The organism is Reyranella sp. (assembly GCF_036558665.1).
Taxonomy (GTDB): Bacteria; Pseudomonadota; Alphaproteobacteria; order Reyranellales; family Reyranellaceae; genus Reyranella.
The window spans coordinates 1-21,822 of record NZ_DATBFE010000031.1; the positions used below are offsets into that span (position 1 = coordinate 1).

Annotated in this window: 26 protein-coding genes; 21 read left to right on the plus strand and 5 right to left on the minus strand. The window is 67.5% G+C overall.

Translation table 11 applies throughout. The features are described from left to right. Together VH499_RS04775 and VH499_RS04780 are read left to right on the plus strand one after the other, a co-directional pair. Positions 1-705 (plus strand): ABC transporter ATP-binding protein (locus VH499_RS04775; RefSeq protein ID WP_332051551.1); only part of this gene is annotated, 705 nt, incomplete at its 5' end. 18 nt (positions 706-723) lie between these two features. Then, a complete protein-coding gene (locus VH499_RS04780) occupies positions 724-1,374 on the plus strand; it encodes a glutathione S-transferase family protein (protein ID WP_332051552.1) in 651 nt (216 codons plus the stop codon). Between the two features lie 33 nt (positions 1,375-1,407). Here VH499_RS04780 and VH499_RS04785 read toward each other — a convergent pair whose 3' ends face one another. Further along, the gene (locus tag VH499_RS04785; protein ID WP_332051553.1) at positions 1,408-2,658 is read right to left on the minus strand and encodes an adenylate/guanylate cyclase domain-containing protein; all 1,251 of its coding nucleotides are present in this window, start codon (positions 2,656-2,658) and stop codon (positions 1,408-1,410) included. A 212-nt stretch (positions 2,659-2,870) separates the two neighbouring features. Between VH499_RS04785 and VH499_RS04790 the strand changes: the two genes are divergently transcribed. The 13 genes from VH499_RS04790 (at position 2,871) to VH499_RS04850 (ending at position 12,778) form a co-directional block, all read left to right on the plus strand. Then, entirely contained in the window at positions 2,871-3,530 is a 660-nt protein-coding gene (locus tag VH499_RS04790; RefSeq protein WP_332051554.1) for an rRNA adenine N(6)-methyltransferase family protein, read from the plus strand. Positions 3,531-3,599: 69 nt separating this feature from the next. Beyond that, positions 3,600-4,379, plus strand: coding sequence for an SDR family NAD(P)-dependent oxidoreductase (locus tag VH499_RS04795; RefSeq protein ID WP_332051555.1), 780 nt, complete (start codon positions 3,600-3,602; stop codon positions 4,377-4,379). A gap of 153 nt (positions 4,380-4,532) precedes the next feature. After that, the gene (locus tag VH499_RS04800; RefSeq protein ID WP_332051556.1) at positions 4,533-5,117 is read left to right on the plus strand and encodes a PadR family transcriptional regulator; all 585 of its coding nucleotides are present in this window, start codon (positions 4,533-4,535) and stop codon (positions 5,115-5,117) included. Beyond that, complete coding sequence (locus tag VH499_RS04805; RefSeq protein WP_332051557.1) at positions 5,114-5,434, plus strand: DUF2218 domain-containing protein; 321 nt, start codon at positions 5,114-5,116, stop codon at positions 5,432-5,434. The genes VH499_RS04800 and VH499_RS04805 overlap by 4 nt, the downstream gene beginning before the upstream one ends. A 106-nt stretch (positions 5,435-5,540) precedes the next feature. Continuing rightward, positions 5,541-6,458 (plus strand): LysR family transcriptional regulator, encoded by a 918-nt coding sequence (locus VH499_RS04810; protein ID WP_332051558.1) that lies wholly within the window; start codon positions 5,541-5,543, stop codon positions 6,456-6,458. Between the two features lie 264 nt (positions 6,459-6,722). After that, positions 6,723-6,929, plus strand: coding sequence for a DUF1127 domain-containing protein (locus tag VH499_RS04815; RefSeq protein WP_332051559.1), 207 nt, complete (start codon positions 6,723-6,725; stop codon positions 6,927-6,929). A 45-nt stretch (positions 6,930-6,974) separates the two neighbouring features. Further along, a complete protein-coding gene (locus tag VH499_RS04820; protein ID WP_332051560.1) occupies positions 6,975-7,958 on the plus strand; it encodes a Bug family tripartite tricarboxylate transporter substrate binding protein in 984 nt (327 codons plus the stop codon). A gap of 18 nt (positions 7,959-7,976) precedes the next feature. After that, on the plus strand, positions 7,977-8,360 hold the full coding sequence (locus tag VH499_RS04825) for a VOC family protein (protein ID WP_332051561.1): 384 nt from the start codon (positions 7,977-7,979) through the stop codon (positions 8,358-8,360). Between the two features lie 117 nt (positions 8,361-8,477). Next, positions 8,478-9,182 carry a glutaredoxin domain-containing protein gene (locus VH499_RS04830; RefSeq protein ID WP_332051575.1) on the plus strand — a complete coding sequence of 235 codons (705 nt, stop codon included), beginning with the start codon at positions 8,478-8,480 and terminating at the stop codon, positions 9,180-9,182. Positions 9,183-9,254: 72 nt separating this feature from the next. Continuing rightward, positions 9,255-9,629 (plus strand): hypothetical protein, encoded by a 375-nt coding sequence (locus VH499_RS04835; RefSeq protein WP_332051562.1) that lies wholly within the window; start codon positions 9,255-9,257, stop codon positions 9,627-9,629. A gap of 58 nt (positions 9,630-9,687) precedes the next feature. After that, positions 9,688-9,951 carry a hypothetical protein gene (locus tag VH499_RS04840; RefSeq protein ID WP_332051563.1) on the plus strand — a complete coding sequence of 88 codons (264 nt, stop codon included), beginning with the start codon at positions 9,688-9,690 and terminating at the stop codon, positions 9,949-9,951. Between the two features lie 115 nt (positions 9,952-10,066). Further along, on the plus strand, positions 10,067-11,971 hold the full coding sequence (locus VH499_RS04845) for a PAS domain S-box protein (protein WP_332051564.1): 1,905 nt from the start codon (positions 10,067-10,069) through the stop codon (positions 11,969-11,971). Positions 11,972-12,028: 57 nt separating this feature from the next. Beyond that, positions 12,029-12,778 (plus strand): alpha/beta fold hydrolase, encoded by a 750-nt coding sequence (locus tag VH499_RS04850; RefSeq protein ID WP_332051565.1) that lies wholly within the window; start codon positions 12,029-12,031, stop codon positions 12,776-12,778. Between the two features lie 21 nt (positions 12,779-12,799). Here the strand turns inward: VH499_RS04850 and VH499_RS04855 are convergent, their stop codons facing one another. Continuing rightward, positions 12,800-13,201 carry a hypothetical protein gene (locus VH499_RS04855; RefSeq protein ID WP_332051566.1) on the minus strand — a complete coding sequence of 134 codons (402 nt, stop codon included), beginning with the start codon at positions 13,199-13,201 and terminating at the stop codon, positions 12,800-12,802. A 108-nt stretch (positions 13,202-13,309) separates the two neighbouring features. Between VH499_RS04855 and VH499_RS04860 the strand changes: the two genes are divergently transcribed. Together VH499_RS04860 and VH499_RS04865 are read left to right on the plus strand one after the other, a co-directional pair. Then, a complete protein-coding gene (locus tag VH499_RS04860) occupies positions 13,310-14,008 on the plus strand; it encodes a hypothetical protein (RefSeq protein ID WP_332051567.1) in 699 nt (232 codons plus the stop codon). 35 nt (positions 14,009-14,043) lie between these two features. After that, a complete protein-coding gene (locus VH499_RS04865) occupies positions 14,044-14,391 on the plus strand; it encodes a DUF3175 domain-containing protein (RefSeq protein WP_332051568.1) in 348 nt (115 codons plus the stop codon). Here VH499_RS04865 and VH499_RS04870 read toward each other — a convergent pair. Beyond that, positions 14,388-16,718, minus strand: coding sequence for a xanthine dehydrogenase family protein molybdopterin-binding subunit (locus tag VH499_RS04870; RefSeq protein WP_332051569.1), 2,331 nt, complete (start codon positions 16,716-16,718; stop codon positions 14,388-14,390). The genes VH499_RS04865 and VH499_RS04870 overlap by 4 nt on opposite strands. Before the next feature lie 46 nt (positions 16,719-16,764). On the opposite strand from VH499_RS04870, the gene VH499_RS04875 reads away from it, so the two are divergent. Continuing rightward, positions 16,765-17,490 (plus strand): glutathione S-transferase family protein, encoded by a 726-nt coding sequence (locus VH499_RS04875; protein WP_332051570.1) that lies wholly within the window; start codon positions 16,765-16,767, stop codon positions 17,488-17,490. Positions 17,491-17,536: 46 nt separating this feature from the next. Here VH499_RS04875 and VH499_RS04880 read toward each other — a convergent pair whose 3' ends face one another. Together VH499_RS04880 and VH499_RS04885 are read right to left on the minus strand one after the other, a co-directional pair. Then, the gene (locus tag VH499_RS04880) at positions 17,537-18,094 is read right to left on the minus strand and encodes a BBE domain-containing protein (RefSeq protein WP_332051571.1); all 558 of its coding nucleotides are present in this window, start codon (positions 18,092-18,094) and stop codon (positions 17,537-17,539) included. Positions 18,095-18,230: 136 nt separating this feature from the next. Further along, positions 18,231-19,664, minus strand: a complete 1,434-nt coding sequence (locus tag VH499_RS04885) for an MFS transporter (RefSeq protein WP_332051572.1) — start codon at positions 19,662-19,664, stop codon at positions 18,231-18,233. 147 nt (positions 19,665-19,811) lie between these two features. Between VH499_RS04885 and VH499_RS04890 the strand changes: the two genes are divergently transcribed. From VH499_RS04890 to VH499_RS26130, 3 genes are all read left to right on the plus strand, one after another. Further along, on the plus strand, positions 19,812-21,083 hold the full coding sequence (locus VH499_RS04890) for an MFS transporter (RefSeq protein WP_332051573.1): 1,272 nt from the start codon (positions 19,812-19,814) through the stop codon (positions 21,081-21,083). Positions 21,084-21,094: 11 nt separating this feature from the next. After that, entirely contained in the window at positions 21,095-21,658 is a 564-nt protein-coding gene (locus tag VH499_RS04895; RefSeq protein ID WP_332051574.1) for a VOC family protein, read from the plus strand. After that, positions 21,655-21,822: glutathione S-transferase N-terminal domain-containing protein (locus VH499_RS26130; RefSeq protein WP_414709745.1), on the plus strand; the 168-nt coding region annotated here is incomplete at its 3' end. The genes VH499_RS04895 and VH499_RS26130, both read left to right, overlap by 4 nt.

Consider the following 21,822-nt stretch of genomic DNA (forward strand, 5'->3'; position numbering starts at 1 on the left):
AATCGCCGGGCGCTGGATGAGGTGACCTGCGAGATCCCGGCCGGCAAGACGGTGGCGCTGGTCGGCATGTCCGGCGCGGGCAAGACCACGCTGGCGCAGCTGCTGATGCGCTTCTGGGATCCTGATGACGGATCGATCGCGCTCAACGGCGTCGACCTGCGCGACTACAGGATCGACGCGCTGCGCAGCCGGATCGCGCTGGTCGCGCAGGACACGTACCTGTTCAACGACACGCTCGAGCGCAACATCCTGATCGCCAAGCCGGAGGCGAGCGATGCCGAGCTGCAGGCATCCATCCGGCACGCCTCGCTGGGGGAGCTGGTGGCTGCCCTGCCGGACGGGCTCCAAGCCGCGGTCGGCGAACGCGGGATGAGCCTGTCCGGCGGGCAGCGGCAGCGGGTCGCGATCGCCCGCGCGTTCCTCAAGGATGCGCCGGTCCTGATCCTGGACGAGGCAACCTCGCACCTCGACGCCCTCAACGAGCAGGCGGTGCGCCGCGCGCTCGACCTGCTGCAGGCCGACCGCACCACGATCGTCATCGCCCATCGCCTCTCGACGGTACGCGACGCCGACCTGATCGTGGTCCTGGACGAGGGCCGCGTCGCCGAGACCGGCACGCACGCCTCGCTGCTGGCGAAGGGTGGCCTCTACGCCCGCCTCGTCTCCCGCCAGCTCGCCGCCGCCTACGCGCCGGCGGCGTCGTGATGCAGAAGGGGACCGGCGATGGCGATACCGGAGATCATCGGCTCCCTGCGCTCGACCTACACCCGCGTGGTCTGCATCGTGTGCGAGGAGAAGGGCATCGACTATGTGTTGACCGAGCGGCCGCTGCATGCCGCCGAGATCCGCGCCATCCATCCCTTCGGCAAGATGCCGGTGCTGCGCCACGGCGAGGTCGAGCTCTTCGAATCCAAGGCCATCGCCACCTGGCTTGACCGCAGCTTCCCGGCGCCCTTTGTCTTCCCGTCCGATCCGCATCTTGCGGCGCTCGTCGAGCAGTGGGTGTCGCTCGTGAACACGACGATCGACCGCACCCTGATCCGCACCTACCTCTTCGCCCATATCGCGCCCGGGACCGCCGACGGCGCACCCAACCGCGCGGCGATCGACGCGGTGATGCCCGACGTGCGCACGCAGGTCGATGTTCTCGACAAGGCGGTCGCCGGAACCGGCCATCTCGTCGGCAAGCAGTTCACCTTCGCCGACATCAACCTGATGCCGATCCTGCATCGCCTCGGCCAGGCGCCGGAAGGCGCCGAGGCCCTCGCCAGGGCAACCCATCTCGCGCGCTACTACGAGCGCCATGCGGCGCGACCGAGCTTCAGGCGGACCGATCCACCAGCCGGCCCGCCACGTCGCGCAAGCTCACCTTGAAGCCGGGCCGCCGATCCGGCCCGGATCGCCGGGCTACCCTGTCTTTTGCGCCGGCGCCGGCTCGAAGGGCACGGACATCGCCTTGGCGTGCCCGGCGATATCGGGCCGCTTGCGCCCCGTGACATGCCAGGTCTCGACGCGACCCGCGCCCTTGACATCGACAAACCCTCGTGCCTCGCAATCGAAGTCGCCCTTCACCAGGTCGAAGGTGCTGCGCGTGATCTGGATGGTGCCGCTCTGTCCGTGCGACTCCATGCGGCTCGCCATGTTCACCGTTTCGCCCCACAGATCGTAGATGAACTTCTTGCGGCCGATGACGCCCGCGACCACTGGTCCCGAATTGATGCCGATGCGGAACGTCAGCTTCCGGCCGCCGAACAACCTCCGATCGACTTCGGCCCGCATATCGAGCGCAAGATCGACCAGGGCATGGGCGTGATCGTCACGACCGCGCGGCACTCCCGCGGCGACCATGTAGCAGTCGCCGATCGTCTTGATCTTCTCCACGCCGTACTTCTCCACCAGCATATCGAAGCACTGGAACACCTCGTTGAGCAGATCGACCAGGCGCAGCGGGGTCATCGTGGCCGCCATCGGCGTGAAGGCGACGACATCGGCGAACAGGATGCTGGCCGCATCGTACTGCGCGGCGATGGTACGCTGATCCGCCTTCAGCGCCTCGGAGATCTCCTTCGGCAGAATGTTGAGCAGCAGCATCTCCGAGCGTTCCTGGAAGAAATTGCGGCGGCCCACGAAATAGCGCAGGAGCCCGAAGACGATCGCGATCACCGAGCCGACATTGAGTACGAAGAACCAGGTAACGAAGGAGTCGGGCAGGCCGACCGGCGCCAGATGCGGCTGCAGCAAGGCGGTGACGATCAACAACGCGGCGAATCCCAGGATCCACAGCAGCGTCCGCCTTATGTCCTCGAGCAGAAGCGATCCCAGGGGACACAGGGCAGCCCAGATGATCACGATGCTCGATTCCCTGAAGCCGCCCAAGGCGATCGTCACCAGCCAAGGTAGAATCAGGATCAGCAGAAGCTGGGTAAATCGGTAGAGTTCGAGATTGCGCGTCCACGCGAAGAAAGCGGTGTTGACCGGCGTGAACACCGAATAGAAGGCCGGAATCGCGGCGGCGGCCGGAACGCCGGCGAGAAGATAGATCGCGCTCCACAGCATCGTGAGCGGCAGCGTGCCCACGCACAGTGCAACGGCGAGTCGTTTCTGCAACGCCGTTTCGTTGCTGTCCGCCGGATCGGCGCCGATCCGTCCTGCCTGCACGACAAGAGCTTCTGGCCGAGTGGACAGCCATGTAAGCAACCGAGCCTGCATCGGGTACGTCTCCGCGCAGTCCTGACGCTTACCCAGTATGCTGGTCGCCCCGGCGAGTCACAATCATCCGAGGGCCGATGCCTCGTCGGCTCGAACGACAAGTTGTGGAGCCCCACACCTTCGCCATGCTAGAAGCCGGTCCATGACCATGGTGTTCTTCCGTGTCCGCCCGGCGGCGGACCGACCGGGACTGGCGGCGGCGCCGGCTCGGCCAGAACTTTCTTGATCCCGCCACTGCCGACCGCATCGTCGAAGACGCGCGACTAACGCCCGGCGAGCTTGTCGTCGAGATCGGCGCCGGTTCGGGCGCGCTGACGCTCGCCCTCGCCCGCCGCGCCGTGCGCGTGATCGCGATCGAGCCGGATCCTGACTGGGCCCGGCGGCTGCGCGAACAAACGGGCGGGCATCGCGTTCGAGTCGTCGGCGGCGACGTCCTTGCAGTCACCCTTCCGCGCGAGCCCTTCCGCGTCATGGGCTCGCTGCCCTTCGGCCGCACGACAGATATCCTGCGCTGCCTACTCGACGATCCCGCGACCTCGCTCCGGCGCGCCGACCTCATCGTGCAATGGGAAGTGGCGCTGAAGCGCGCCGCCACGCCGCCTTCGACGCTGCTCTCCACCGCCTGGGCGCCGTGGTGGGAAATGCACCTCGCGCGCCGCATTCCGGCAGCGGCATTCCGCCCGGTTCCACGCGTCGATGCCGGTCTGCTCGTGATCACGCGCCGCGATCCGCCGCTCCTGCCGGTCGCCATGGCCCGGCCCTATGCAGCGTTCGTCCAGCGCGAATGGCCATTCCCGCGCAGTGGCGTCGGCCATCGCTGACTTGCCAAACGGACGATCTTCGCGCGGAGTCGCCGTCGGCGCACGGACAACGACCACGGGAGACACACCATGCGACTGAAGGACAAGATCGGGATCGTGACGGCGGCAGGCTCGGGCATGGGCCGCGCCGGCGCCGTCCGCTTCGCGCGCGAAGGCGCGTGCGTCGCCGTGGTCGATCTCGACGGCGCGAGCGTCGATCGGGTCGTGAACGAGATCACGCAAGGGGGCGGCAAGGCGATCGGCATCACGACCGACCTCCGCGAGGATGCGAATGCGCGGCGCATCGTGCGCGAAACGGCCAATGCCTTCGGTGGCGTCGACTTCGTCTGGAACCATCTCGGCCATCCGGGTCCGGCGTCGGTCGAGGGTATCGACATGGTGGACTTCGCGCTGGCGGTCGACCTCAATCTCCGCTCGCAGCTCGTCACCACGGAAGCCGCCTTGCCCGAGCTGCGAGCGCGCGGCGGCGGCAGCCTGCTCTACACGGCCTCGACGTCCGGCCTGCAGGGTTCGATCTTCAGCCCGGTCTACTCGGCGGTGAAGTTCGGCGTCGTGGGCTTCGCCAGGGCGCTGGCCAAACGCGTCGCCAGGGAGAAGATCCGGGTCAACGTGATCTGCCCCGGCGCCACCGACACGCCGATGCTGCGCGTCTTCGTCAATCGCCCCGACCAGCAGAGCACCCGCGGCCAGGATTCCGAAGAACTCGTGAAGCAACGCGCTGGTCAGAACCCGATGGGGCGCCCCGCCCGGCCGGAGGAGATCGCCAACGCCGCCCTGTTTCTCCTGTCGGACGAGGCCTCGTTCATCACCGGCGCGGCCCTGCCGGTGGACGGTGGAACGACGGCGTGAGTCGCGATCCAGTTTCTCTTCTTAACTAGTTGAAATACAAAACCAATATTCATTGGGTGGCCTTGATCTCTTGAAAAATCAGCTCGTGGCTCTTGTATCTTAGACAGATCAAGATATATCTCGATAGTGTCAAAAACTACAGGAGCACTGCAAGTGCATTACAGCCAACAAGGATACGGCCACCGGCCGCACAAGCATCACTTCGGCCATGGCCGCTTCGGTCGCCACGGCTTCGGGCGAGGCTGGGACGAGCATGGCGAGCGCCAGGGCAAGCGCCGCCGCGTCTTCGATTCGGCGGAGCTTCGGCTGGTTCTGCTCAAATTGATCGCCGACCAGCCGCGTCACGGCTACGAGTTGATTCGCGCGATCGAGGAACTTTCGGGCGGTTTCTATGTGCCCAGTCCAGGCGTCGTTTATCCGACCCTGACGATGCTCCAGGACATGGGCCAGATCGAAGAGGCGGCGGCGGCAGGTGCGCGCAAGGCGTTCGCGGCAACCGCGGACGGAACCGCCGAGCTCGCCGCGAAGAAGGAAGACGTGGAAGCCCTCTTCGCCCGCCTCGCGCAGCTCGCCACCGCGCGCGAACGCGCCGACCCCGCTCCGATCCGTCGCGCCATGGGAAATCTGCGCACGGTCCTGCTCTATCGCCTCGACCGCGAGAACGTGCGAGCCGAAACACTCCACGAGATCGCCGCCATCCTCGACGAGGCGGCGCAGAAGATCGAGCGGCTGAAATGACCTGCTCCGCCACGGTTCGTGTGCCGACCACGAACGGCAGCCGCTATCTCCAGCAGCTCTGCAAGCACTGGAGCCACAACCTTGCCGTCGAGTTCTCGGAGTCCGAAGGCAAGGTGGTTTTCCCGCGCGACGCCCGCGGCGCCGACTGGCCGGCCGACGCCACGCTGGTGATGCAGGCACGCGCCGGCGATCTCGAATGCCGCCTGCAGGCGAGTGCCGAAGGCCAGCTCGAGGCGCTGAAGGGCGCGGTCGCCCGCCATCTGGACCGATTCGCTTTCCGCGAGGCGCCGCTTTCGTTCGATTGGCGGGACGGCTGAAAGAGCGAATGGGCCCGGGCTTCGGCGAGGGTCGCGCGCCTTCGGCCGATCCTGTATATTAGTATTCCTTTTCTGTCTTATGCAGAGCATAAGGGATACTTTGGAAATGCGCGGCCTCAATCTCGACCATGTCGACACCTTCGCCCAGGTGATCGAGCTCGGCAGCTTCTCGGCGACGGCGGACCGGCTCAATCTCACCCAGCCGGCGGTCAGCCTGCAGATCCGCCAGCTCGAGAAGCGGCTGGGCGTGCGCCTGATCGAGCGCGTCGGCAAGCGCGCGACGCCGACGCCCGCCGGTGCCGAGCTGCTGCTCCACGCGCGGCGCATCTTCGAGGCGACGACCGCGGCGCGCGATGCCATCGCGCCCTATGTCGAGGGCTCGATCAGCCGCGTACGCATCGGCACCGGCGCCACGGCCTGCATCCATTTTCTGCCGCCGGTGCTGCGCGAGCTGCGCCGCCAGTTCACCTCGCTCGAGGTGATCGTCAACACCGGCAACTCGGCGGACATCCTGAAGCAGGTCGAGGAGAACACGCTCGACCTCGGCCTCGTGACGCTGCCGGCGCCGGGACGGATGTTCGAGGTGACGCCGCTGTTCGACGACGAGTTCGTCGTGCTGTCGCCGCGCAAGGGCGGCATGCTGCCCAAGACCGTGACCCCTGCGGTGCTCGCGGGCCAGCCGATCGTGCTGCACGAATCGGGCTCGCAGACGCGGCGCATCGTCGACGACTGGTTCGCCGAGGCGGGCTTCCTGATCAAGCCGGTCATGGAGCTGGGCAGCGTCGAGGCGATCAAGGAGCTGGTCGGCGCAGGGCTCGGCTGCGGCGTCGTCCCGCGCATGGCGGTCGACGGCCCGTACAAGGCGTCCAACCTCCTGGTGCAGTCGCTGACGCGCCGACTCTCGCGCAAGATCGGGCTCGTGCTCCGCCGCGACAAGCCGCTGCATCGCGGCTTGCGCGAGACCGTGTCGGCGCTGCGCCGGGCCGCCGCCGGCTTCAGCGAAGGCAAGCGCGTGCGCCTCTAGGCCACAACTGGCTCGAGGTCACAACAAAGTCCTGGCACAGCGGCGGCTCGGGTGCCGAACATCGCAATCCCCTGCTCGCGCGCGGACATCATGGAAGAGCCGGAGCCTTGCGGCGCGCGGTGTCATGGAAGCGCGGGACTGCAGGTGCCGCTCGTCCTCGGCCGGGCGCCACTGGAGCGGCGCGCTCCGCTGAAGGCCGGCTTATGCTCGGTATAACGGTCGCAGTCTGTAATCGGCGGACGGACGCGCGCAATTTCGGTCGCGATGTTCGCCCGTCCCTTCCCGATGGCCATCCTGTTGCGCGAGATGATGCGCCGCCTCGGCGTCCCGCCGCTCTCGTACCGACGGCCACTCGACACCTTGCGCGGCCTCGACGATCACCTGCTGCGCGACATCGGCATCAGTCGGGGCCCCGCGAGGACCGCTCGGTCCGTCGACTCGGTCGCTGTAAGGAGACGCCGGGCTTTTTGAGCGGAGCTTCCTTCCCTGGCGCGCCAAGGCGGGCTAGATGGAGCCATGGTGTTGGATCGTCGCTCGCTCCTCGCCCTGGGCGCGTTGACCGCTCCCGCGATCGCCAGCAGGGTCGCGAGGGGCCAGGCCGACCTGCCCGACAAGCCGATCCGCATCTTCATCGGCTTCGAGGCCGGCGGCGGCGCCGACACCGTGGCTCGCGCGATCGCGGCCCGGCTGCAACGACGGCTCGGCCGTCGTGTGTCGGTCGAGAGTCGCACCGGCTCGTTCGGCGCCGTGCCTGGCGAGATCGTGCGCAAGGGTCCGGCCGACGGATCGCAGCTCGCGCTCCTCTCCTCGACCACGCTTGTCGCCAAGCTCGCGACGCGGGACTTCCCCTTCGACCCGGTCGATGATCTCGCGCCCGTGACCGAGATCGGCACCTTCTCGGTTGCCTTCGCCATCTCGCCCCTGCTCGCCATCGAAAGCCTTGCCGACTACATCGCATGGTTGAAGGCGGGCGACGCGCGCCGGCGGCGGATCGCGGTGTCGTCGAACGCCGCCTTCGTAGAGGTGTTCAATCTCCTGCTGGCGCAATCCACCGGCGAGACCCTGGAACCGGTCAGCTACCGCGGCGCCGTGCCGATGGTGAACGACCTGCAGGAGGGCCGCATTCCCGCCAGCGTCAACACCATCACCTCGCTGCTGCCGGCCCATCGCGGCGGACGCTGTCGCATCCTGTTCCTCACCGCCCGCAAGCGTCTCGCCGTCGCGCCGGCGATCCCGACCGCCATCGAGCTCGGCTATCCCAAGCTCGACATGGAGGAGTGGTTCGCCTTTTTCACCTCGCCGACGACGTCGTCGACCATCGTCTCCGCGTGGAATCGCGAGCTGCGCGCCGCGATCGAGGATCCCGACGTCGCGGGCGAGCTGAGGCCTCTTGGCCTCGAGGTCGCGACTTCCTCACCGGACGGCCTCGCGGCCCGCATCGACGCCCACAGGCGAGCGTGGGAGGCGCGCATGAAGAGCGCCGGTTTGCAGCCGGTCTAGCGAGAGGGAGCAGCAGTCATGTTCAGCCACGTCACCGTCGGCAGCAACGACATCGCGCGCGCGAGGCGCTTCTACGAAGGTGTCACCGCGGCGCTCGGGCTGGAGCGCCAGGCCGACTATCCCGAGGCGGTGGCCTACGGCCGGCCGGGCGGGCGGCCGCAGCTCTGGATCGTGCGGCCACTCGACAAGAAGACGGCGACCGCCGGCAATGGCGTCACGATCGGGCTCGACGCGGCAGATCGCGCGGCGGTCGACAAGGCCCACGCCGCCGCGCTGGCAGCCGGCGGCAGCGACGAAGGCAAGCCCGGTCTGCGCACGCACTACCATCCAAACTACTACGGCGCGTATGTGCGCGATCCCGACGGCAACAAGGTCTGCATCGTCTGTCACAAGCCGGCGTGAGATGCTTGTTGGCGGACATCGTGGAGCGTAGGCTCCGATGGCATCATGGAGGGCCCGATGTCGGCTGAGACCGATCTTCCGCTGAAGGTGTTCTGGCAGCCTGGCTGAACGAGCTGCCTGAGACTCAAGGAGTTTCTATCGGTCCGTGGGATCGACTTCGTTTCGGTGAACGTTCTCGAGGATCCGGCCGGCCTGGCCGAGCTGCAGCGGCTCGGTGTGCGCTCGGTGCCGGTGCTGTCGCGCGGAACCCGGTTCGTGTTCGGCCAGAGCACCAAGCAGATCGTCGACTTCCTGGGACTCGACGAGAAGTCGGGGCCGCAGCTTTCGACCGACGAGCTCGCGGCGCGCGTCGACAGGTTCATGGCAGCCGCGCTCGAGCTCATCCCGCTGATGCCCCACGACCGTCTCGACACGCATGTGCCGGGCCGGCCGCGCAGCTATCGCACGCTCGGCTTCCATCTGTTCCGGGTGGTCGACGCCTTTCTTGGCGCCAATCATGGCATCCCGCTCGTCCAGGCCATGTTCCGCGAGGAGCCCGCACCCGAGGCCGATGCCGCGACGCTGGTCGCCTACGGAGAGCAGGTGCGGCGGCGCTTCGCCGACTGGTGGGCCGGCGGTGACACGTCACCGGTCAAGACGCTCGACACCTACTATGGTCCGCAGTCCCTGCACGAGCTGATGGAACGCACCACCTGGCACTGCGGCCAGCATGTGCGGCAATACATGATGTTGCTGGAGAAAGAGGGTGTCGGGCATGGCCATCCGCTGGCCGCAGCCGACTTCGCGAACCTGCCGATGCCGCAAAACGTCTGGGACGGCTGACCGGCAGGAAACTTTCGGCTGCCCATGGCGTTTACTGCGCAGGATTCAACCTCGCAGCCCGGAGGGATACCCATGCGCGCCAACGGCCTCGCCGCCTCATCCAACAAGGATCTGGTCAAGGAAATCAATGCCTTGAAGGCGCAACTCAAGAAGCTGTCCGCGGCGATGGAAGCCGAAGCCAGCGACGGCGCGAGCCGTACCCTCGAGGTGGTCGAAACCAAGAGCAAGCAGGCCATCGAGAACGTGATCGAGGCGGCGCAGAATTTCATCGACGACTACGGCGACACCGCCCGCGACCGCATGGACGCGCTGGCGAAGAAGTCGAGCGAGTTGCGCGACAAGGCGACGGAATCGCTGGTCGAGACGGTGCAGGAGCGGCCGTTCGGCACGCTCGCCGCCATCATCGGCATCGGCTTCCTCGCGGGGTACCTTTGTCGCCGGCCCTAGGCGGGCCGCGGCGAAGGCCGTCCCCGGCAGCGCTCCCGCCTCGGGAGCGCTTTCCACGATGATCGGTCCCCTTCTCCGTCTCGCCACGACCACGCTCGCCGCCCGCAGCCTGCGCGATGCCGCGGCCGACGCGGTGACCCGGGCGGTGCTCGCTCTTGCCGCGATCGTCGGCGGCATCATCGCCCTCTTGTGCTTCACCCAGGCGGCCCTCACCGTGCTCGAGCGGCAGGTCGATCCGGCGGAAGCCTGGGCGATCGTGGGCGCCTTCTACGCCGTCCTGGGCGGCGCGCTCTATCTGGCGGCGAGCCGGCGCCGCCGCTGACAGCCGTGCGCAAACACGCCAGGCCCTGTTCGGCCCTCGAACCTTCCGCCGGGAGAATGTTTCCATGATCGTGGACGCCGCTTACGATAGGACGGCTGGGAAGCCGGGGGCGGCCATGACAACGCGGGACGGGATGACCGACGAGGCGCGACGCGGCGCGTCGCCCCAGGGCTATGTCCGCCTGAACGCCGAGCGATTGCTCGATATGCTTCCCGTCGCGGGATATATCTGCAACGAGGATGGCCTTCTGGTCCGCTACAATGATGCCGCGGTGCGATTGTGGGGACGGGCTCCCGGGCTGCTCGATCCGAAGCAGAGATTTTGCGGATCATATCGCCTCTATCTCCCCGATGGCACACCGCTCGAGCACGCGGATTGCCCCATGGCGACGAGCTTGCAGACCGGCGATCCGGTGTGCAACGGGCGGGTTGTCATCGAGCGCCCCGACGGCACACGAGCCCTTGCCCTGGCAAATATCGAAGTCCTCAAGGACGAGGTCGGGAAGATCGTCGGCGCCATCAACTGGCTTCGCGAATTGTCCGAGGGCGCGCCGGCGGCGGCGAACGAGGACGTGGTGGTCCTCACCTTCGAGCGTCGGGTGCGCGAAAACGCCGCCGCGCGGCCGCCTCGTGACGGCGGCGAGGACCTGCAGCAGCAGTCGATCCGCTATTTCCAGGAGCTGCTGCTCGCCTTGCCCGCGGCCATCTACACGACCGACGCCGAGGGTCGCATCACCTTCTACAACGACGCCGCCGTCGATCTCTGGGGCTGCCGGCCGGAGCTGGGCAAGAGCGAGTTCTGCGGCTCGTGGAAGCTCTACTGGCCGGACGGCATGCCGCTGCCGCACGACGAATGTCCGATGGCGAAGGCGTTGCGTGAGAAGCGCCCCAACCGAGGCATGGAAGCGATCGCCGAACGCCCCGACGGCAGCCGCATCCCCTTCATGCCCTACCCCTCGCCGATCTTCGACAGCGAAGGGCGCCTGATCGGCGCTGTGAACATGCTGGTGGATCTCAGCGCCCTGAAGCGCGGCGAGGAGATGGGCGCGCGGCTGGCGGCGATCGTCGAATCGTCGGCCGATGCCATCGTCGGCAAGACGCTCGAGGGCAGGATCACGAGCTGGAACCGCGGCGCCGAGCAGCTGTTCGGCTATTCGGCCAACGAAGCAATCGGCCGGTCGATCATGATGTTGATCCCGCATGACCGGACCGGCGAAGAGGCGTCGATCATCGATCGTATCCGCCGCGGTCTGCGCGTCGAGACCTACGAAACCATTCGCCGGCGCAAGGATGGCAGCCTGGTCGCCGTGTCGCTGACGGTGTCGCCGATCCGCGACGGCGTGGGCCGCGTGATCGGCGCGTCGAAGATCGCGCGAGACATCAGCGAGCGCAAACGCATCGAAGAGCAGAGCGAATTGCTGATGCGCGAGATGAACCACCGCATCAAGAACCTGTTTGCGCTGGCCAGCGGCCTCGTCGGGGCGAGCAAGGACTCGGCGCGCACGCCCGGGGAGCTGGCGAAAGCCGTGCAGGGTCGCCTGCTTGCGCTCGCGCACGCGCACGATCTCACCCTTCCGGTCTTGCCGCAGCGCGAAGGGATGGAAGCGCGGGCGACGTCGCTGAAGGACCTGCTGGCCGCGATCGCCGCACCGTACAACGACCCGGCCACGCAGGCGCTGCGCGTGGTCCTCGATGCGCCGGAGATGGCGGTCGCCGGCCAGGCAGCGACCAACCTCGCTCTTCTTTTGCACGAATTGACGACCAATGCTGCGAAGTACGGCGCCCTCTCCTCTCCGTCGGGCCACGTCCAGCTCACCGGCTCCGACGAGGGCGACAGGTTCCTGCTGGTGTGGCGGGAGCACGGGGGTCCCGCGCTTGCCGGCGCGCCGCCGGCGCTCGGCTTCGGCAGCATCCTGACACAGCAGATCGTCGGCCAGTTCGGCGGCGAAATCTCGTACCGGTGGGACCGCGAGGGACTCGTCGTGCAGTTGACGCTGCGGCGCGATCGCCTGTCGCGGTGAGCAGGGCGCGCGCCACGGCTGTTGCGCTATAGTCGTCCTTCGGGTGGGAGGACGATCATGCCGATGTTCAGGCGCGCCGGCGCCGAGCTCTATTACGAGGTGCACGGCCAGGGATTTCCGCTGCTGCTCTATGCCCCCGGCGGGCTCAAGTCGCAGCTCGCCTACTGGAGGGGAAGCCCGGCTGATCCCAACCAGCCCGCCGCCTGGATGAACCCGATGGTCGCGCTGGCCGACAGGTTCACGGTGATCGGCATGGACCAGCGCAATGCCGGCAAGTCGGTGGCCGAGGTGCAGCCCGACCACGGATGGCACACCTTTGCCGGCGACCATTTCGCGCTGATGGACCACCTGGGCTTCGGCCGGTTCCACGTGATGGGCGGCTGCATCGGCGGCAGCTACTGCTTCGAGGCGATCGAGCACGACTCCGGGCGTGTCGCGGCGGCGGTGCTGCAGAACCCGATCGGTCTGTGGGAGAACCGCGACGTCTGGGATGCGGCGGTCAAGGGCTATGGCGAGACGGTGCGCGCCCGCGATCCCTCGATCAGCCAGGAGACGATCGACTCCTTCGGCCGCAACATGTTCGGCTCGGACTTCGTGTTCTCCGTCACGCGCGACTTCGTGAGGAACTGCCGCACGCCGCTCCTGCTCCAGCCCGGCACCGACAAGCCGCATCCGGCGAAGACCAGCGAGGAGATCGCGGCCCTCGCTCCCAATATCGAGGTCCAGAAGGACTGGCGCGGCCCGACCTATTTGCAGGACTCGATCGAGCGGGTGCGGACCTTCCTCGAGAGAAACACGCCGAAATAGCGGCGCCCGCCGGACCGGCTTCTACGACACCTTCGCGGGCGGCTGGCGGACCGGCTGCGCCAGCAGCCACTGGCGGGCCTCGCGGATGGTGCGGAAGACCTCGACCGGTCGATCCTTCGACGACATCTCTTTGAAGGTGGCGGCCAACTCGCCACGCTTGCGGTCGGTGACGATCGCAAGCGGCCCGCGCGGCCGGTTCTGCGCCTGGCTGCCGGCGCTGAGCTGCGCCTCGAAGGCGAGCAGCTCGTCGCGCCCGACCGCGGACGAGGTGGCCGAGGTCACGTCGATCATCTTGCGATAATGCAGGATGCCCGCGGCCACGATCTCCATCAGGAACTTCCGGTAGTCCTCGAGCGAGATGTCGCCGCGAGCGACGGCGACCGCGATGCGATCGGGGTGGAAGACTTCCAGATGTATCGGCATCGCCATGCACTATGCGAGAGCTCACCGGCGATGGGCAAGCCGGATGCGTCGATTGCGCACCCGCCGCAGGCTGGCCTCGGGCGGCGTCCTTCTGCTAGTCCATTGGCCGTGAAAGGCCGCAAGCTCGCAACCTCGATCGTGGTCGCCCTGATCGTGCTGGGTGTGGTCTGGGGCGGCTATGCCCTCTATCAGCAATTCAGCCCGACCGAGAAGGCGTTGGCCGAGCTGCGCGCGATGCCGCTGGTCGGCCTCGCCATCGCCGACCGGCCCGATGTGCAGGATCGCCTGCGCACGGCGATCCGCGAGGAGGAGCGCAATCCCACGACCAGCGGGCCATCGCGGCCGCTGCAGGTCGTGGGCGAGCTGCGCCGCGACGTCATCGCGCCCATGTTGCGCAAGGCCGACGATGCGAGCGTGGTGGCGGCCATGGCCGCGCGAGTCGAGCTGGTGCGGCACCTGCAGAAGGCCGATCTTCCAGCCTGCCGCGAATTCGCGATGGGCGGCATCTCCCGACCCGACAAGCTCGATGACGAGGGCCAGCGGCTGTTCCGCGACGTGCTGGTCGCGATGGAGGCGGCCTATCGCAGCGGCCGGGCCGGCCAGCCGCAACCCATTCCGACGCGCCAGCAGGCGGGCGACATGCTGCGCGACGCGGGCTTCACCAAGGCCGATTTCGACAAGCTCGACAATTTCGCGACGCTGTCCAACGAGGCGAGCTGCGAAATGGAGCTCAAGGTCGACGGCGTGCCGCCGCTCCTCCCGGCCGGCGAGCGCGGCCCCTTCTCCCGCTTCATCGTCGCCCGCTGAGGCAACGATCTTCGCCGGCAAGGCGTTACGCCGTCATGGCAGCCGCAAGACGACATTCCCGCCGCTCCAGGACCGGCCGTAGTCGCGGCCGGTCGACCCGGAAGTGGTCGGCCAAGGTGACACGCGCCAGCGATGCGCTCGATCTCGAAGGCGGCGTGTTCAAGAAGGCGAGCGCGCACAAGATCGCCGCCTCGCTCAAGCGCTCGGCCGAGCACAGCCATCGCCGCAAGTCCGCACCGCTGCGCTCGGCCATGTCGATGCTGACCTTCTACATCAACCGCGCCGGCAAGGGTCTGTCGGCCCGCCGCCGCCGGACGCTGGAGAACGCCAAGGACGAGCTGCGCAAGCTCTTCAAGAAGCAGCCGAAGAGTAAGGCCGCTTAGCGTTCGCTCATCGCATCGCGCCCGTGCAGCGCCCGCCAGATGGTCTCCGGCGTCGCCGGCATGTCGAGGTGCTCGACGCCGGCGGGGCGCAGCGCATCGAGGATCGCGGCCATCACGGTCTGAGGTGCGGCGATGCAGCCCGCCTGCCCCGAGCCCTTCACCCCGAGCGGATTGGCGTTGGTCGGCCGCTCCACGAGCGCGATGTCGAAGCCGGGCAGATCATCGGCACGCGGCAGGGCATAGTCCATGAACGAGCCGCTGAGGAGCTGCCCCGACCCCCGATCGTAGGCCGTACGCTCCAGCATCGCCTGGCCGATGCCCTGCGTCACGCCGCCCTGCACCTGGCCTTCGGTGAGCAGCGGATTGATCAGCCGGCCGTAGTCGTCGACCGCGGTGTAGCGCACGAGCGCCGCCGCCCCGGTCTCGGGATCGATCTCGACCTCGGCGAGGTGGCAGCCGCTCGGGAAAGTGAAGACATCGCTCATGTTCATCGCGTGCACGCCAAGGCCCGGCGTCATGCCCTCCGGCAGGTTAGCCGGATCGTCGGCGCTCTTCGCCAGATCGGAAAGCGCGATGGCGCGATCGCTGCCGCGCACCGAGAAGCGTCCCCCGGCGAACGCCAGCTCGTTTTCGGAGGCCTGCAGGAGATGGGCGGCGAGCCGCTGCGCCTTGACGAGTGCGGCCTCGATCGCCTTCACGGCGGCCGTGCCGCCCATATGCATCGAGCGCGCGCCGCCATGGCCGGCGCCGCTTTTGACCGCACGCGTATCGGCCTGCACGTAGCGAATCGCCCCGAGCGGCAGACCGAGCCGGTCGGCGGCGATCTGGGCGTACGCCGTCTCGTGACCCTGGCCGTTGGACTCCGTGCCGACGGCGAGCGTCACTGCGCCGTCGCTCGCGAAGGTCACCTCCGCGCCCTCGTTGGGCGCACCGCGCGAGGTCTCGAGGAAGCAGCCGATGCCCAGTCCGCGCAACCTGCCGCGCGCCTTCGCGTCGGCGCGGCGCGCCTCGAAGCCCTTGACGTCGGCCCGTACGACCGCGCGGTCGAGATTGTCGACGAAGCCGCCCGAGTCGATGGTCATACCCATCGCGGTCTTGTGCGGGAACGAGGCGATCAGGTTCTGACGCCGCAGCTCCGCCGGATCGCGTCCGAGCCGGCGAGCCGCCGCCTCGATGGCGCGCTCGATGATGTAGTTGGCCTCGGGCTTGCCGGCCCCGCGGTAGGCGTCGACCGGCACGGTGTTGGTGAAGGCGCCGCGCACATCGACATGGATCGCGGGGATGGCATAGACGCCGCCCTGCGCCGTCGAGGCGGCCACGACCGATGCGCCGGGACCGTTGCCCGAGAGGTAGGCGCCGAGATTGGCGACCATCGCCACGTCGAGCGCGAGGAACCGACCTGCCGCATCGAGCGCGAGCTTCGCCCTGGCGGCAATGTCGCGGCCCTGGGCGCTGGCCATGAACTCCTCGGTGCGCTCGGCTTCCCAGCGTACCGGCCGGCCGAGCCTGCGCGCCGCCCACAACAGCAACACCCATTCGGGATAGAGGAAGTTCTTGGTGCCGAAGCCGCCGCCGACATCGGGCGCGTGGAGATGAATGCGATCGGCTGCCACCCTGAACACGAACTCGGCAAGCTGGCGGCGGATGCCGTGCAGTCCCTGTCCCGTCAGCTCGAGATCCATCGTGTCGCTCGGTGCGTCGTACCGCGCGATGCCGGCGCGTGGCTCGATCGGCGCCACGACCGCGCGGTTGTTCATTACCTCGATCTCGACCACGTGCGCGGCCGCGCGGATCGCCTCGGCCACGGCAGCGGCGTCGCCGCGCTCGACGTGGAAGGCGAGATTGCCCGGGGCCTCGTCCCAGATCGTCGGCGCTCCGGCGGCGAGTGCCGCCGTCCCGTCGACGACCGCCGGCAACGACTCGTATTCCACGTCGATCGACTCGGCCGCGGTGCGCGCGACGTCGGCGCTGTCGGCGACGACGAAGGCCACCGGATCGCCGACATGGCGCACGCGTCCATCCGCCAGCGCCGGGCGCGGCGGCACGATCAGCGGCGTCACGGCGGCCATGCAGGGCAACGGCCCGAGCCCGTCGGCCGCGAGATCGGCGTGCGTGAAGATGCCACGCACGCCGTCGAGCATGCGCGCCCGCGACAGATCGGTCCGTCCGATGCGCGCATGGGCGTGCGGCGAGCGCACGATATGGCCCCATAGAGCGTCGGGACACTCGATATCGCCGACGTAACGGCCACGTCCGGTCAGAAACCGGACATCCTCCAGCCGTCGCACCGACCGGCCGATCATCTTTTCTTGTGCGCTATTGCCCATGTCGCTCCGCCCGATAAGCTCGCCGCCAACCAAGGAGGATGACCGCATGATCGATCTGCATTACTGGCCCACGCCCAACGGCAAGAAGGTCACCATCCTGCTCGAGGAGTGTGGCCTGCCCTACAAGATCGTACCCGTGAACATCCAGAAGGGCGATCAGTTCAACAAGGATTTCCTGGCGATGAATCCCAATCACCGCATGCCGGTGATGGTCGACCACGAGCCCAAAGGCGGCGGCGCGCCGATCGCGATCTTCGAGTCGGGCGCGATCATGATGTACATCGCCGAGAAGGCCGGAAAGTTCTATCCGCAGGACCTGCGCACCCGCTACGAGGTGAACCAGTGGGTGATCTGGCAGATGGCCAACCAGGGACCGAAGACCGGCGAGTGCGGCCACTTCCGCCGTGTCGACCAGAAGCAGCACGGCGACCAGACCTATGGCATCACCCGTTTCACCGACGAGGTGAACCGGCTCTACGGCGTGCTGAACAACCGGCTCCACAAGCACAGGTACCTGGCGGGCGACCAGTACACGATCGCCGACATGATCTCCTATCCGTGGACCGTGAACTGGAAGGGCCAGGGCCAGGACATCGAGGAGTTCAAGCACTTCAAGCGCTGGTTCGAGGAGCTGGGTGCCCGGCCGGCGGTGCAGAAAGGCATGGCGGTCGGCAGCGATCTGTCGTCCGACGTCACCAAGCTGCCGCCCGAGGAGCAGGCCCGCATCCGCAAGATGCTCTACAACCAGCGCGCCATTCCCGTGCCGGCGTAGCCGAAGATCCCTCGCCCGCGGAAGCGCGGAGCAGCGGCCGGCGACCTCACGACGCCGGACGAATATTCTGGTTCAGGCGCAAAAGATTGTCGGGATCGTGTTTGCGCTTGAGCGCCGCGAGGCGATCACAGTTCTCGCCGTAGGCGGCTTTCACCCGATCCTCGCCTTCGTCACCCAGGTTGTTGACATAGACGCCGCCGGTCGCGAAGGACCGCATCGCCGCGTACATTTCACGCCCCCAGGCGATATAGGCTTCGTCGCCAGCCGGGTCGGTCCATATCGAAACCGGGAAGCAGTCATAGGCGGCATCGCGGTTCATGTAGGCCGTGGCCGACGGCGACACCCACGAGATCACGCCGCCGACCTGCTGGAATACGAAGAACGAACGCGGCGACGGAACGGTCGGGAAGCGATCGAGCAATGTGTCGATCGCCCCGTCAGAGATCTGTCGCGGGAAGTGCGCCTTCCAGTAGAAGCGATGGCCGCGCGGGAAGGAGGCGTCGCCGGCCTTCTGCAACTGCACGTACGAGACGGGACCGATCTGGTCGGCGACAGCCGGCAGGCCCTTGCGCAGCGGCCCGAGCACACGCTGTCCGTCTTCCAACTGCCCGGCTATGGCTACTATCCGCTTTATATGCCCGGTCATCCGCGGCGCGCGGCCATCGAGACGTTCATCCGGTGGCTTGGTGAGATTGCCCGGTACGGTGCGCGGCAGAGCGCGGACAGGCCTTCCTAGTCCTTCAACCGATCGAAGAGGACAGCGGCGGCGCCACGTCTTCCAGCGACTTCCCCTCCGCCCTGACGCCGAGCCTGAGTTCCACCAACGCCGCCACCACCATCAGGGCGGCCCCGAGAAGATAGCCCCAGACGATGCCGCTGCGTCCTTCGCCCTCGATCAGGACGCCGAACAACCACGGCCCGGCGACGCCGCCCAGCAGCGTGCCGAAGGCATAGAACAGCGCGATGGTGAGCGCCCGCACCTCGAGCGGGAAGCTTTCGCCGACCGTGAGATAGGCAGCGCTCGCCGCGGCCGAGGCGAAGAAGAAGACGATGCTCCACAAGGTCGTCTGCGTCGCGGCGCTGAGCAGATCGGCGCTGAACAGCCAGCCGGTCGCGGCGAGCAGGATGCCGGCGAGACTATAGGTCAGGGCGATCATGAGCTTGCGGCCGAGCGTGTCGAACAAGGGACCGAGCAGCACCGGCCCCAGAAAGTTGCCGAGCGCGAAGGGCAGGATGTGCAGACCGACGCGGTCGGCGGCCACGCCGTAGAATTTGGTGAGCACCAGCGCGTAGGTGAAGAAAATCGCGTTGTAGACGAAGGCCTGCGAGGCCATCAGCACGATGCCGAGCGCGGTGCGACCAGGATAGGCGCGCAGCAGCGTGCGCGCGACCGAGGCGAGCGTGAGCCTGTGCGGCATCCCGAGGCTGAGCGAAGATTTGAATGGCGGCAGCGGTCCGCCCACGCTGGCGACCACTCGCGCCTCGATCTCGTCGACGACGCGGCTCGCCTCGCCCTCGCGGCCGTGGATCATCAGCCAGCGCGGGCTCTCGGGCAGGAACTGCCGCAGATAGAGGATGACGAGGCCCAGCACCGCACCGCTGCCGAAGGCGATGCGCCAACCGAGATCGGGGTCGAACAGGTCGGGATCGAGCAACGGCACCGAGACGATGGCGCCGACGGCCGCTCCGAGCCAGAAGCTGCCGTTGATCGCAAGATCGGTACGGCCGCGCAGTCGAGCCGGGATCAGTTCCTGGATCGCAGAGTTGATGGCCGAATATTCGCCACCGATCCCCGCTCCGGTGAGAAAACGGAAGAACAGGAAACTCTCGAAGTTCCACGAGAAGGCGGTCGCGGCGGTCGCGAGCAGATAGACGCCGAGCGTGACGTTGAACAGCTTCTTGCGGCCGAGTCGGTCGGTGAGATGGCCGAAATAGAGAGCGCCCAGCACCGCACCTGCAAGATAGGCGCTGCCGGTGAGGCCCACCTGCTCGGCCGACAGATGCAGGCGCGGGCTGGTCTGCAGCGCCGCAGCCACGGAGCCCGCCAGCGTGACCTCCAGCCCGTCGAGAATCCAGGTGATGCCGAGCGCGACCACCACCAGCCGGTGAAATGCGCTCCAGGGCAGCCGATCGAGGCGCGCGGGAACGTCGGTAGGGATGCCTTGGGCCGCCATCGGATGCTGCACCACAACGCTACGACATCCCGGGCGTTGCGTGCATCCTCAAAGGAGAGCGCGCCGCTGAAGTGGCTCGCTCCCATGACAGGGCTGCTCTGCATCCATGCGGTGGTCGAGGCGGCGGTCACATTTTAGTATGCCGTCATGACCGACAATACGATGGCGGCCGCGGCCGCCGGTTCCACGAGCAATCGGGCATCCCTCGCCCACCAGGCATCCGTCGACAGCACGACCTTCGCGGTGATCCTCTCGCTCAGCTTCTGCCACCTGCTGAACGACATGATGCAGTCGCTGGTCCCCGCGCTCTACCCGATCCTCAAGGACAACTACGCCCTCTCGTTCAGTCAGGTCGGCTTCATCACGCTTGCCTTCCAGTTCACCGCCTCGATGCTGCAGCCGGTCGTCGGCATGTACACCGACCGCAAGCCCCAGCCCTATTCGCTGATGGCGGGCATGGGCTTCACGCTGGTCGGCCTGCTGATGATGTCGCGCGCGCACTCCTACCCCATGATCCTGGTGTCGGCGGCGCTGATCGGCATGGGCTCGTCGGTGTTCCATCCCGAAGCCTCGCGCGTGGCACGCATGGCGGCCGGCGGCCGCTACGGCCTCGCCCAGTCGCTGTTCCAGGTCGGCGGCAACCTCGGCCAGGCCTGCGGCCCCCTGCTGGCGGCCTTCATCGTGGTGCCGCGCGGCCAGGCGAGCATCGTCTGGTTCTCCGCCGCGGCGCTGATCGCCATGACGATCCTGTTCCAGATCGGCAACTGGTATCGCGCCCGGCGCGCGCCCGGACTGGCGGTGCAGGGCAAGAAGGGCAAGGTGGCCACGAGCGCACCGCATAACCTGTCGCGCGGCCGCGTGTTCTGGGCCGTCGCCATCCTGGTGGTGCTGCTCTTCTCCAAGAACGTCTATCAGGCGAGCCTCGGCTCCTATTACACCTTCTACCTGATCGACAAGTTCCACCTCTCGGTGCAGGACGCACAGTTCTATCTGTTCGCCTTCATGATCGGCATCGTGGCGGGCCTGTTGCTGGGCGGCTGGGTCGGCGACAGGATCGGCCGCATTCCCGTGATGTGGTTCTCGATTTTGGGTGCGCTCCCGTTCGCGCTGATGCTGCCGCACGCCAACCTGTTCTGGACCGGCGTGCTCGCGGTCACGGTGGCGATGATCATGGCCTCGGCCTTTTCCGCGATCCTGGTCTATGCGCAGGAGCTGATGCCGGGCCGGGTCGGGCTGGTCGGCGGCATGTTCTTCGGCTTCTCGTTCGGCCTGGGCGGGCTCGGTGCCGCCGCGCTGGGCAAGATCGCCGACATGACCAGCATCGACACGGTCTACCAGGTGACGCCGTTCCTGCTATGCTTGGGCCTGTTCACGGCCTTCCTGCCGCGGCAGCCGGGGGAGCCGAAGAACGCCCACTGACGGAGGTCTCCATGGACTCCCACGCCGGGCAAGTCGGGCGGCCGCTCGACGGCAAGCCCGTGGCACCCTCGCTGTTCGCGCACTTCGTGCTGCGCACGGCGAACAAGCGGGCGCTGGTCGACTGGTACTGCACCGTGCTCGCCGCCCGTCCGGTCTTCGAGAACGATTATATCTCGTTCGTCACCTACGACGACGAGCATCACCGCGTCGCCTTCGTCCAGGTGCCCGGCCTGAAGCAGCCGCCCGACGATGCCTGGGGCCTCGCGCACGTCGCCTACAGCTTCGCCGATCTCGGCCAGCTTCTTTCGACCTATCGCCGGCTGAAGGCCGCGGGCATCGTGCCGGTGCGCACGATCAATCACGGCCCGACCGTGTCGATGTACTACAAGGATCCCGACGGCAACCAGGTCGAGCTGCAGGTCGACGCCTTCGACAAGGCGGGCGCGGCCTCCTACTTCCATACCGAGCCGTTTGCGCGCAATCCGATCGGCGTGCTGTTCGACGCCGACAAAATGGTGGCCGACTACGAAGCCGGCGTGCCGGAAGCCGATCTGCTGCGCCGCCCCGCCGAGTGACTGCGCTCGCGCTTTATTTCAGCCCGGGCGCGAGCTCGATGGCCGTGCACATCGCGCTGCATGAGATCGGCGTTCCGTTCGAGGCCAAGCCGGTGTCCTTCCTCAGGAAGGAGACCCGCACGCCGCAGTTCCTCGCCCTCAATCCCGCCGGCAAGGTGCCGACC